Origin of the sequence: Rhodopseudomonas palustris (genome assembly GCF_007005445.1) — a bacterium.
GTDB lineage: Bacteria > Pseudomonadota > Alphaproteobacteria > Rhizobiales > Xanthobacteraceae > Rhodopseudomonas > Rhodopseudomonas palustris_G.
Genome location: NZ_CP041387.1, coordinates 3,931,150 through 3,943,409, shown reverse-complemented (window position 1 = coordinate 3,943,409; position 12,260 = coordinate 3,931,150). Strand labels below are relative to the sequence as shown.

General features: G+C 64.9%; 9 protein-coding genes and 1 pseudogene. 6 read left to right on the top strand and 4 right to left on the bottom strand.

From position 1 onward, the window contains the following. Window positions 1-50: 50 nt before the first annotated feature. Window positions 51-544: pseudogene (locus FLL57_RS18120) on the top strand (PLP-dependent transferase); the annotation flags it as partial. 13 nt (window positions 545-557) lie between these two features. Continuing rightward, window positions 558-1,559, top strand: a complete 1,002-nt coding sequence (gene metA / locus FLL57_RS18115) for a homoserine O-succinyltransferase MetA (protein WP_142883617.1) — start codon at window positions 558-560, stop codon at window positions 1,557-1,559. 70 nt (window positions 1,560-1,629) lie between these two features. Here metA and FLL57_RS18110 read toward each other — a convergent pair whose 3' ends face one another. Then, the gene (locus tag FLL57_RS18110; protein ID WP_234713243.1) at window positions 1,630-2,988 is read right to left on the bottom strand and encodes a lipopolysaccharide biosynthesis protein; all 1,359 of its coding nucleotides are present in this window, start codon (window positions 2,986-2,988) and stop codon (window positions 1,630-1,632) included. Window positions 2,989-3,090: 102 nt separating this feature from the next. On the opposite strand from FLL57_RS18110, the gene FLL57_RS18105 reads away from it, so the two are divergent. Then, a complete protein-coding gene (locus tag FLL57_RS18105) occupies window positions 3,091-3,603 on the top strand; it encodes a hypothetical protein (protein WP_349627439.1) in 513 nt (170 codons plus the stop codon). A 19-nt stretch (window positions 3,604-3,622) separates the two neighbouring features. Here the strand turns inward: FLL57_RS18105 and FLL57_RS18100 are convergent, their stop codons facing one another. Together FLL57_RS18100 and FLL57_RS18095 are read right to left on the bottom strand one after the other, a co-directional pair. After that, window positions 3,623-5,152: a glucosamine inositolphosphorylceramide transferase family protein gene (locus FLL57_RS18100; RefSeq protein WP_142883616.1), complete on the bottom strand. Its 1,530-nt coding sequence runs from the start codon at window positions 5,150-5,152 to the stop codon at window positions 3,623-3,625. 26 nt (window positions 5,153-5,178) lie between these two features. Then, window positions 5,179-6,375 (bottom strand): glycosyltransferase family 4 protein, encoded by a 1,197-nt coding sequence (locus tag FLL57_RS18095; protein WP_142883615.1) that lies wholly within the window; start codon window positions 6,373-6,375, stop codon window positions 5,179-5,181. Between the two features lie 282 nt (window positions 6,376-6,657). Between FLL57_RS18095 and FLL57_RS18090 the strand changes: the two genes are divergently transcribed. From FLL57_RS18090 to FLL57_RS18080, 3 genes are all read left to right on the top strand, one after another. Next, the gene (locus FLL57_RS18090; RefSeq protein WP_142883614.1) at window positions 6,658-8,775 is read left to right on the top strand and encodes a GumC family protein; all 2,118 of its coding nucleotides are present in this window, start codon (window positions 6,658-6,660) and stop codon (window positions 8,773-8,775) included. A 104-nt stretch (window positions 8,776-8,879) separates the two neighbouring features. Next, window positions 8,880-10,169: an O-antigen ligase family protein gene (locus FLL57_RS18085; protein WP_013504410.1), complete on the top strand. Its 1,290-nt coding sequence runs from the start codon at window positions 8,880-8,882 to the stop codon at window positions 10,167-10,169. Further along, entirely contained in the window at window positions 10,163-11,197 is a 1,035-nt protein-coding gene (locus FLL57_RS18080; protein ID WP_013504409.1) for a glycoside hydrolase family 5 protein, read from the top strand. The genes FLL57_RS18085 and FLL57_RS18080 overlap by 7 nt, the downstream gene beginning before the upstream one ends. Before the next feature lie 3 nt (window positions 11,198-11,200). On the opposite strand, the gene FLL57_RS18075 is transcribed toward FLL57_RS18080, so the two are convergent. Then, window positions 11,201-12,121 carry a WecB/TagA/CpsF family glycosyltransferase gene (locus FLL57_RS18075; protein ID WP_142883613.1) on the bottom strand — a complete coding sequence of 307 codons (921 nt, stop codon included), beginning with the start codon at window positions 12,119-12,121 and terminating at the stop codon, window positions 11,201-11,203. Between the last annotated feature and the right edge of the window lie 139 nt (window positions 12,122-12,260).

Sequence of the window (12,260 nt, the reverse complement as noted above, 5' to 3'; positions counted from 1 at the left end):
GTTCGGAAATCTGCTGCTAAGCGGCCTTGGCATGCTGCCAGCGCAGCACGAGCTGTGCGACGGTCTTCAACGCCTTCCTGCTGCTGCAAGGAATCGAGACGGTAGCGCTGCGGATGGAGCGGCACGTCGAGAACGCCCGCAAGGTCGCCGAATCCTTACGCGACGATCCGCGTGTCGCCTGGGTCACTACACAGGCTTCCGGGACAGCCCGTATTACCCGCTGGTGCAGAAATATCTCGACGGCCGTGTGTCGTCGCTGTTCACCTTCGGCATCAAGGGCGGCATGGAAGCCGGCAACGCGTTCTACGGTTCACTCAAGCTGATCACCCGGCTGGTGAACATCGGCGACGCCAAATCGCTCGCCTGTCATCCGGCCTCGACGACGCATCGCCAGATGTCGGCCGAGCAGCAGCGCCAGGCCGGCGTGTTGCCGGAGACGATCCGGTTGTCGATTGGCATCGAGCACATCGCCGACATTATCGAAGATCTCGATCAGGCGCTCGCAGCGGCCTGCGGTTCGCAGCCGCGTCTGGCTGCCGAATAAGCGGCACCGGCTCATGAGTCTGATGTTCGACAGCGCCGACCCGATCATCAGCCCGGCGTTGACGCCGGATGACGTCGGCGACGAACGACGCAGGCGAGCACTGCGGGATCATCGCAGGCCGATCGAGATCGGTCTCGTCAACAACATGGGTGATGCGGCGCTGCGCGCCACCGAGCGGCAGTTCGCGCGGCTGCTGCGCGACGGCGCCGGCGAGCGGCGGGTTCGGCTGCATTGTTTCGCGCTACGGTCGATACCGCGGTCGGCCACCGCGCGCCACCGAATCGACCGCCTGTATTCCGACATCGGCGATCTCGGCCGCGTGCCGCTCGATGGCCTGATTGTCACCGGGGCTGAGCCGCGTACATCGGCCCTGCGGGACGAGCCGTATTGGGACGAGTTTCGCCGGCTGACGGATTGGGCCGAAGCCAATACGCGCGCGACGATCTGGTCGTGTCTCGCCGCCCATGCCGCCGTCCTGCATCTCGACGGCATCGAACGGCGGCGACTGCCGCGGAAGTGCTCCGGGGTCTATGCGGCCGAGCGGCTGAGCGATGATCCGATGCTGGCCGGTCTGCCGACGACGCTGCGGGTGTCGCATTCGCGGTTGAATGGTCTCGATGCGGACGAATTGTGCGACGCTGGCTACGACGTGCTGACGCGGGCGGAGGGAGCGGGTGTCGATGTGTTCACCCGACGCGACGGCAGCCGCATGGTGTTCTTTCAGGGTCATCCGGAATACGATGCGACGACGCTGCAACGCGAGTTTCTGCGCGATATCGGCCGCTATCTTGCCGGCGAGCGCGACGATTGTCCGGCTCCGCCGGAAAACTATTTCCGTGCTGAGATCGAAGCGCGGCTCGCCGCGTTTTGCGATCGTGCGCAAATCGGTCGCCGACCGGATATGATCGCCGAGCTGCCGTCCTTGGCGCTGCGGCCGGGTCTGGCCGCAACACTCGAAGCCTCCGCGGCGGCGCTGTTCCGCAACTGGCTGTCGGTGATCGCGGCCGAGATCTGAGTTTCGCGACGGTTGGAGACGGCCGGCTTCGATTGTCGGTCCTGGCTTGCGCGAACCACCGTGGTTTGGACTACTCGGCCGGCTGCGATAGCCGGCGCTGCCGCCATCCCGTCAGAAGCCGTAGCACCGAGCCGTCGATCCCAGTGAGGCGAATCGAGGCGCTCCGCATCAGCAGCGCGAGCGCAATGAACGAAATCGCGGTCGCCGCCACTGCGCCGGAAATCCCGAACAGCGGGATCAGCACGAAGAATCCGATTGCCCGCATCAATACCGTGCCGGCGATGATGGCCAGATACCGGCCCTCATGTCCGGTCAGCATCAGGATCGAACCGCAGGGGCCCGCGGCAGCGACCGCGGCGGTGCCGGCGGTCAGGATGCCGAGCGTGGCGTAGTACGGCACGTAATCGGGATTGAACAGATACAGGATCCAGTGACCGCCGCCGAGCACCAGCATCAGTCCGCCGGCGACGATTGCCAGGGTCATCAGGGCCACCGAATCCAGCAGACCGTCGAGTTCGCGGTGCTGGCGGCCGTAGTACAGGTTCGGGATATGGCGGGTGGAGAAGATGTACACCGCCCCGGTCGCCATCGCGAAGGCGTTCGCGACACGCGTGATGACGAAATATGCGCCGGCGACCGTCGGACTCATCAGGTAGCCGATGATCACCACGTCGGCGTATTGATTGGCCGCTTCCAGGCTGACGGAGACCCACAGCTTGGCCGATCGCGCACACCAGGTGCGAAGCTCGAAGGCGGAATGCGCGCGGCCGATCTGCGGGAACTGCCGGCGAACCTGCCGCAGCAGCAGCGCCATCTGAACCATGATGGTCACGCAGGACGCCGCCGCCATGGTCAGGAAGATGGTGTGGATCTCGATCGTCGCGCCGAATGCAACGCAGCCGAGCAGATACAGGATCGGGCAGGTCGCGACCAGCAGATAGGTCAGTCCGTCGCCGACCCCGACGCCGACGGCGCCACGGGCGGCGTGCGCGGATGTCAGCATCAGCGCAAAGCAGAACAGGTAAGCGGTCGCGGACAGCGCCAGCAGCGTATCTTGCTCGGTCGACACCCAGACGAAGAAGGGCAGGCTGACGAGAATGCCGCCGGCGAGGCAGGCGAGCGCCGTGAAGATCACCACACCCTTCAGCATCGCCTCGTTGCCGGCGGTGGTGTATTCGCTCCACGACCGCATGATGAAGATCTGCTGGCCGAAGGTGGCAATGACGCTGAGCAGGCCCGCTGCGCTGAACAGGATCGAATAGGTGCCGAAATCGTGCGCGTTGAGCGTTCGCGCAGCGAGCGTCACAAGTGTCAGATTGACGAGGGTGATCATCACCCGCAGCGCGAGAGCGCCGGTCATCGCGCGAATTCCGGCGTTGTTGCGCAGGTCGATCAATCTTGCGAACGTCGCAGCGAATTTCAAAGTCATCAACCTCGCCGGGACCGATCGGCCCGTCTTCGAGCGGAACAGGATTGTTCCGGCGGCCGGATCCGCAACCGGGTTCACCACGTCGGCAGTGACGCCGCCGCCGTGCTGGCGCGCCAGAACAACTTATCCTATTTGAACGATCTGGGAGCCGATCCCGAACGACAATTGTCGATAACGGTAAAGACGCTCGGGGACGTGATGAAGCAGAGACGCTTCGTCGTTAACCATGGGCTCGCCAGCGCGGACGTCGGATCGATGAACAGCAGTGCCATCAGGTTTGATATTCTCCTGCGGATTGCAGCCTGGGCTTGCCTGGCCGGAATTGCGTTCGCAACCCTGAGCCCGATCGGACTGAGGCCCACCACCGGGGTATCGCCGTCGATCGAGCGGTTCGCCGCGTTCGCTCTGGTCGGCGCGTTGTTCGCTGCCGCCTATCCGCGCTACATCCTGTTCGCCGCCGCCATCGTGATCGGCGCGGCGGTCCTGCTCGAGCTGATTCAATTGCTGGAACCGTCTCGACACGGACGATTGTTCGACGCCAGCGTCAAGCTCGCCGGCGGCACCCTCGGGCTTGCCGCAGGATCGATCGTCGGCCGGTGGTTGCGGCGACGCTGACTGCCGTAGCCAACTCTCTTCAGCGCGCCCCGACCGCGAGGGTGTCGTTCGCTCGTGCAATCATGCGCAGGCTGGCGATCTTGGGCTGGATCACGCTGCCGTCGATCAGTTCGAGTCGACCGCAGCGATTGAGGGTGTGCAGCTTGCGGCCCGGCCATCGCGGGCCCGGTTCTACAACATGTCGCACGGTCTGCGCGAAGGTCTCCGGCGACAGCTCGGTGATCTCGGCGAGGCCCAGTGCGCCGCCATAGCCGCGCGTGCAATCCTGGACCGGCCGCCACAGTCGGCCTCCCTGCCGGACGAAATGCCCCGCAGGACGCGCGCTGGCGCGGTCGACCAGGGCCGGCCGGATCGCGTGCGGACGCCACGGTCCGAACAGGTCGTCGGCGAGATAGATCGAAAGCGTATCGGAGTAGCCGCCATCGCGGTCATCGTCACGGGTCGCGCCGAACAGATAGTGACGTCCGTCGTGCTGCACGATGGTGGCGTCGGCCAGCTCCACGCCCGACAGCAGCGTCGCGTGCCGTTCCCAACGACCGGGAAACGCCACGCAGCGATAGATCGAGACGTCCCTCTGCACGCTGCTCTCCGGAATCATCCACAGCTCGTCGCCGTGGGCGATCAGAAACGGATAGGACAAGTGCCACGGCTCTTCGAGCACCGGAATGGCTCCGCCGATCGGGCCGGATTCACCGAACTCGATCGCCGAGATCGTGCCCTTGCCGACGCGGTGGTCGAGCTCTTCGAAGAAGACGCAGGTGCGGCCCTTCCACGTCACCGCGAACGGATCGGCATAGAACCGGTTGGCCGGGCTCGGTATCGCTTGCCATTCCGGGCCCGACAGATCGGCCGAGCCCCAGATTCCGGCGTCGTCGGTGTGACGCCAGCCGATCCGCCAATGCGGCGCATAGCAACACATCCGGTAGATCGCTTTGGCGACCGACAGCGCGAGGTTGCGGGCCACGAAGCCTGGCGCGGAATGCGCGTGACCGAGATGGCCGCCGTCGCGGCGGATCGTCAGCGGCCGCGCACCGCTCTCCAGCACGCCGTTCATCAGCGTGGCGGTGCGGGCCATGGTCGCACCGAGTGCACCGCCGAGCCCTTGGGCGTTTTCGCCGGAAGGCTGCCCGGACCACATCACTGTGCCGCTGATCTCGTCGCAGATCTCGATGACCGGCAGGTCGCCTGCGAGGATCGCGGCGAATGCCGCATCTTCGCCGGCCTGGCCGTCGAACAGCGGACGCAGATAGAGCCGCGCCGGACATTCGGGTTCACGTGCGACAGCGGTGAAGTCGATGACGATGTCGGGGCGCCCGTGCGCGGCGTTCGGTGCCTGCAACAGCGCAGGATCACGATCGCCGCCGCAGCGGCGGCCACGCCGCAGCAGCATCCGTTCGAGATCGAGCAGCGCCTCCAGGCCGGGCGGACGCTCGGCGCCGGTCGCGATCCAGGAGATCTGCGTCGTCCGCGCCTGGCTCGTCAGAAGATCGATCAGATGGCGCATCCATGATCGTGGACGCTGGCGGTCGAACCGAAGCTCAACGATCATAAGTCAATCCGTCAAAGAACAATTGCTTACATCGCCTGTTCGACAATCCGCACGTAATCGTCGACCATGACGTCGACAGAGTATCTGGTCCTCAAACCTTCGCCACTGCGTTGAAGTCGCACCCTCAGCTCCGGGTCGTCGAGCACCGCGGCGATCGCCGCTCCGAGCGCGTCGTTGTCGGAGGCATCCACGAACACCGCAGCCGGCTCACCCTGATACGCCAGCACCTCGCGCAGCACCGGCAGATCGTTGGAGACCACCGGAATTCCCGCATGCGCGGCCTCGACCGCGGCGAGCCCGAAGGTTTCGGCCAGTGAGGGGAACACGAACACGTCGAGGCACGCCAAGAAATCGGCGATCTGCTCCGGTGAGATCTCTCCGATGAAAGACACCCGGTCGGCGACGCCGAGCTGTTCCGCCAGCGCGCGCAGCCGCGCTTCGTCCGGCCCGTTGCCCGCCAGCGCGAGCCGCCAAGTGGGATGCGCCGGCAGCACGCGGATGCTGGCGTCGAGCTGTTTCAGCGGATGCAGCCGCGCCGCCGTACCGAGTACGACGCTCTCGATCGGCAGAGCGAAGCGGCGGCGCGCTTCAGTTCGGGTCAGGGTCGAGTGCTTCTGATCGAAGCCGTGGGGAACATGGGTCAGGCGTTGGCGGTAGGAAGCCGGATAGTGCGAATAGTCGCGCAGCATGTCCTTTGAGTTCACCGTGATGGTGTCGAACACGCCGAGTCGACCCATCATCCGGTCGAGCTTCTGCAGCCAGCCGGGCATCGTCAACCGGGCCGAAACCTGATTGGCGATCACCGGAGCCGGACTCACCAGCCGCGCGATAGCGCCGCCGATCGCGTTGCCGTAGTGCTGAAATGTCAGGATCGCATCCGGGCGCGTCGTGCGGATCCGGCGAGCGAGGGACACCAGGAAGCGCAGGAACGACAATGGATTGCCGGGCCGGCGCGGCGCGCAATAGGTCGTATTCGCCGGCTCGTCGAAGCCGCGCGACTGCCGGAAGAAGAACAGGTTGTGGACATCGTAGCCGCGCGCCGCCAGCCCGGCACCGACGAGGCGCGAGATCTCCTGTGCACCCGCGTTCTCGGCTTGGGTCTGGATCAGAAGAATGCGTGTCGCAAGCCCCGTCGTGCGCCGGCTCGAACCCGCCGAGGCGGGAGCCACATTCGTGACGAGCGCTGCACCGGTGCGATCTGATCGCGGCGCCTGATCGCTCATCGAAGACATCTCGCGAAACACTCGTACATGGACTGCGTCGGTGACCCCATAAGATTAATAAAACGTGTACCGCTCGGTGCGGCGCCTTCACAGGCGCTGAGTCCCGGAGGACGCGCAATTTCTAAAGACGCGGTTAACCCTCCGACAATATCTGCGCCGCGGCGTTTCTTTGAAGGCACAGTTCAGGATCATGGCGCGGGCGTTGCGGAGTAACCCGCAATTAACCGTAGAAATTTACTTTGCGATGAGCATCCCCGGGTCGGGGACGAGTGGAGCGTTGTAGTGCCCGTTTCTCCGACAGCCAGCGACAAGGCGCCGACCGAGCGGCGCGAGGTGTCGGCGTCCTGGCAAGGCGTCGGCGGCGACGCTCGCGGTGCCGCCGAAGACGGATTGTCGGTCGCGCGTATCGCTGGTTTCTTCTTGGACAATGCCAGGCGGATCGCTGTGGCGGCGGCGGTGCTGTTTGCGCTCGGGATCGTCGGGCTTTGGCTGGTGCCGGCGAAGTATGCAGCGACGGCGCTGGTCATCGTCGATCCACGTGAACAGCGCGTTACCCCGGATCAGGAAGTGCTGCCGGGGATAGGCCAGGACGCTGCGGCGTTGCAGAGCCTGGTGGAGATCGCCAAGTCCGACGGCTTTCTCGAACCGCTGATCGACAAGCTGAAGGTCGCCGACGATTACGAAATCTCCGGTGGGGAAACCGATCGGGCCCGGGTTCTGGAGAAGTTCCGCAAGCATCTCGAGATCGCGCGCCGCGGGCTGACCTACGTCATTGCGATGACCTTCGTCTCGAAGGATCCGCAGCGCGCCGCCGACTATGCCAACGCGATCGCATCGGCATTCGTGGCCAGCCAGACCAACACGCGCACCGTGGCGACCGACGATGCAGCCGCCTGGCTGAACTCCCGCCTCAAGACGCTGAGCGACAAGCTGCGAGCGTCGGAGGATGCCATTGCGGCCTTCAAGACGCAGTACCGTATCGTGGATGCCGGAAAGGAAAGCACCACACGTCAGCTCCGGGTCACCGAGCTCACCCAGCAGGTGTCCGCGGCACGGCTCCAGGTCGAAGAGGCCAGGGGGCGCTACGAGCAGGCGCAGCGCGATCTGAAATCGGATGTCGACGGATCGACCGGCTCGAAGTCGGATCTACTGACCGCGTTGCGGGCCCAGCTCAATCAGCTCAACGACCAGATCGCGCAGAAGCGCGCCGTGCTCGGCGATCGACATCCCGACCTGGTGATGTCCTACAACCAGCTCGCCGAACTCAAGCGGCAGATCGAAGTCGAGCGCAGGCGCAACGTCGCGAACGCGAAGTCCGACTACGAAGCGCTGCTCGACAAGCAGAAGACGCTCGAGGCGCAGTTGAAGCAGCTCGAAGGCGACATGCTGACCGATGCTCAGGCCGCCGTGAAGCTCCAGGAATTGCAGCGCGAGGCCGACGCGAACCGTGCCATCTATGAACAGTTTCTGGCACGCTACAACGCCACCAATCAGCAGCGGCTGCTGCAGGCGACGCAAACCAAGGTGGCGTCGCTCGCAACGCCGCCCAGTCGATCCACCCGGCCCCCGTTGTCGCTGATGCTGGCCGTGCTGACGATCGTGTCGCTGTTCGGCGGGGTGGGGTTCGCTGTGGTCATGGACAGAATTCGGCCGCGTGCCGGGGGCGACGAAGACAAGGCAGAAAGTGTTGCCAGCCAGGGGCCGGCCGCCGCTGAGGTGGCCTCCGAACCTCATCCGATCTCCGGCGGTGCCGCCATCCCGCCGCCGACTCCGATCACCTCGCGGCCGCGCCCTCCCGGGCCGCCGGATGTGAGCGCCGCCGGGGCCGCTGTGCAGCCGGGATTTCCCGACATACCGGTCTCTGTGCAACGGATTCTCGATACCATCGGCGTCAAGACATCGGATCGTGGCAGAGTGGTGCTGGTGACGTCCGCCGACGCTGCGAGCGGTGGTGCGGTGGCGCGTGCGCTCAATCAGGCTGCCGTCGATCGCGGTCTGCTCAGCGTCGTGGTCGAAGTCGCCCCCGACTCGGCCGCGCTGCAGGCGGGGTCTGCAGCCGGACGAAGCGCGGCGGTTCGTACCCTGAAGACGAGCGTGCGCAGCCTGCTTCGGCTGCTGAGTGCAGCGCCTGACGATGCAGCGCAGGATGATATTCGCAGCGAGTTCGACCTGGTGTTGATCGACGCGCCGTCACCGCGGGCGTGCCCGGAGGTCGCCCAGCTCGCCGCGCACACCGACTACAATCTGCTGGCAGTCGGGGCGATCTCGAACGATCCCGGCGCGATCCAGCACGCGCAGGCGAGCCTGTCGCGGTTCGGCCGCGCTCCGATTGCCACCGTCACCAATCAGATCGGCGGTCGACCGGCCGCGGAGCGCTCCGATACGCGGCTCGCCGGCTGACAGGGACAAGGACGACCCGGGGATCTGGTCTCCGGCATCGATCGCGGTTGTCGGGCCTGTCCGTCCGACATCCCGTGCGGGTTACGGGAGCACTGGATCTCGACGTGACGTCAGTGGGTTGGACCGCCCTCGATCAGGGGGCCCTGTTCGAGACGCGCGCGCGAGTCGCGATCCGATGGCTTGTGGCCATGATCGTGCTGGTCTCGATGGGCGTCTTCAGTCCGGCGCTGGTTCCCGAAGAACAGGCCGTCTTGCAGCAGGTCGCGGCGCTCGGGCTCTGGTCGCTCGTGATCGCCGTTAGTTTCCTCGTCACCCCGATCGCCCGCCTCGCACTCACCGCCGACGTCGTCGCAGTGTTGGGATTCTACGTATTTGCGATGTTGTCGGCATTTTGGTCCGATCTGACGCCGCCCACCTTGATGAAGGCGGCGGCGATGTCGATCACCACGTTCGGTGCCTATCGGTTGGCGATGCGGATCGACATCGACGACATCCTCGCCGCGGCGACCTTCGCTCTGTTCCTTCTGGTCGGCAGTTCTGTCCTGGTGGCGTTGTTCATTCCAAGCATCGGCGTCAACGACAGTTGGATGCACGCGGGCCAATGGCAGGGCGTGTTCGCATCCAAGCAGGCTCTCGGCATCATCAGTGCCCACCTGGTGCTGTTTGCGACTTACCGCAAGATCACCGGTGGCGGCTGGCTCGTGTTCCTGCTGATGCTCGCCGTCGGAAGCGCGGGTGCGATCGGCTCCGGTTCTCGTGGCGGTGGCGCGCTAACAGTAGCCGCCTGCGTGGCCCTCTATCTGTGCGGGCGATCGATCACGCTGATGAGAGTTCTCGCCCTGGGACCGCTGCTGCTGAGCGCAGTCGCCTGCCTGATGATCGCCTACATCTATTTTACCGGATACGACGCGTTCCGCATCGGCGACACCAGCATCGACTTCACCGAGCGGACATTCATTTGGCAATATGCCTTGAGCCACTTCAACGATGCGCCCGTTGCCGGATTCGGTCTGAACGGCTTCTGGACCGTCAAGTCACTGTACGACTACTACGAGCAGAGCCACGGCTGGGTGCTGGACAATTTTCACAGCGGCTACGTCGCGGTGCTGGTGGAGACGGGCCTGATCGGGTTCACTCTGTTCCTGACCAGCACCGCACTGGTCACCGTGCGCATCTTGATGTCGATCCGCGACCGAGCGATCATGCGTACGCACTGCACGCTGGCCATCGTGTTTCTGCTTTTGAGCTATCAGATCAATCTCACCGAAACCAACTTCCTGCGATCGACGTCCTTCATGTCGATTCTTCTCATCGTCGTTCAGTTGATGGTTTGTAGTTTTCCTGCCGCGTCGACCCGGCAGGAGAGCGCGGCGCAGGAGCGATCCCGATGCTGAGAGGCGGCGGGATTGCTCGACTGATCGCGACCATGCTGTTGGCCTCCGCCGTCGTTGCGCCGGTTGCCGGCGCCACAAGGGTCTCCGACGATTTTGCAATGGCGTCGCGCATGGCGCGGGGCGTCAACATTCTCGGCTATGACGGCATATGGGAGGGCGGCGTCGATGCGCCGTTCCGATTGGATCATCTCGACAAGATCAGGCAGGCCGGGTTCGACCACGTCCGCATCAATCTGTTCGGGTTCAAGTTCATGGACAGCGCCGATCGTTTGAGCGATGTCTATCTGGAGCGGCTCGATCTGGTGATCCACAGCGCGATTTCGGCCGGGCTCATTCCGGTGATCGACGCGCACGATACCGAGACCTGCCAGATCCAGATCGACGTCTGCAGGCGCAAGCTTGCGGCGTTCTGGCGCCAGGTCGCGGACCGCTATGCGGGGCAGTTTCCGAGTCTGGTGTTCGAGCTGCTCAACGAGCCCGGCGGACATATGACGATCGCGCAGTGGAACAGTCTGTTGCGGGAATTGCTCGCGACCGTGCGCAGCAGCAATCCTGAACGCATCGTCGTCGTTGCTGCGCTGAACACGCCGGAGGCATCGATCGAATCTCTCGAACTCCCTGCCACGGATCGACGGATCATCGTGACCTTCCACTACTACGAACCATTCGACTTCACCCATCAGGGGGCGCCCTGGTCGGAGAGGTTGGCAGGACTGCCGGCGAGGGAGTGGGGCAGCGAACAGGACAGGGCCAAGGTCGCCGCGGATTTCGATCGCGTACAACGGTTTGCCGCACGCGAAGCGCGTCCGGTCTATCTGGGGGAGTTCGGTGTCTATGAGCGGGCGCCGCGGGCCAGCCGGTTGCGCTATCTCGATGATGTTGCGCGGGCCGCGGAGCGGCGCGGTTGGCCGTGGGCTTATTGGCAGTTCGACCACGATTTTGCGCTGTTCGACACCGAGCGCCAGATCTGGCATGCGGACGTCCTGCGCGCACTGATACCCCCGCGCCGGCCGCTGCGGCGCGACTGATCGCTACCGCGACCGTGTGAGCAGCAAATACATCGCATAGGGATTGGTCTTGAGATAGCGCACGCCGAGCCTGCGCGGCTCCAGCGCCATCCGCCATAACCACTCGAGGCCGACCTTCTGCATCCACTGCGGTGCGCGCGGCTTGGAGCCCGACAGGAAGTCGAACAGGCCGCCGGAGGTCTTGATCACGCCGACAGTGGTGAGGCGATGGCGGTTGCGGACCACGAACGCCTGCTCCCGCGGCACGCCCATCGACACCCACAGGATGTCGGGCGCCAGCGCGCCGATCTCACGGCACACCGCGATCTCCTCGGCCTCGTCGGCGAAATACCCGTGGCGATGCCCGACCAAGCGCAGTCCCGGATAGCGGCGTTGCATGCGCTCGACGGCGAGCTTGTTGGACGCCTCGCTGGCGCCCAGCATGTACATCGTCGCGCCGCGCCTGCAGGATTCCCGGGCGACCTCGTGGAACAGGTCGGTGGTGGCGACGCGCTCCGGCAGCGACTGGCCACAGCGGAACCGCGATACGAACACCAGCGGCATACCGTCGGCATGGATGGCGTCGGCCTCCATCACCAATCGACGCTCGTTCTCGTGCACAGCGCAGCGGTAGGTGACCTCGCCGTTGGCCGACGTCATATAGGCCGGGAACCTCCACAATCCGCGGCGGTGCAACGCTTCGTCGACCATGGCGCGCGCCGTCTCGGCTTGATCGCTCACCACGATCGGCAGGCCGCCGAGCAGGATGCGAGGCCATTGGCCGAACCGTTTGCGGCGGCGATCGCCGGAGACGCGGCGTTCGCCGTGCGGCAGATGCCGGTCGAACGGAATCCAGAACGCAGCTTTCCTGCGGTCCGACTTGCGCCGATCGGCGCCCGGCGTCGTCGCAGCCGGCTTGTCGCCGCCATCTTGCGCGTTGGACATTGCTCTTCCCAGCGATCATCAGATCGATCGATTTTGCGGCAGAACAATCGATCATTCGAGCAAGGGAAGCAACCTTCGACGAACCGTGCCCGCTCAACAAGGTAAAGTGGTTAAGGCCGCATCGCCTGGTTCGCAGAAA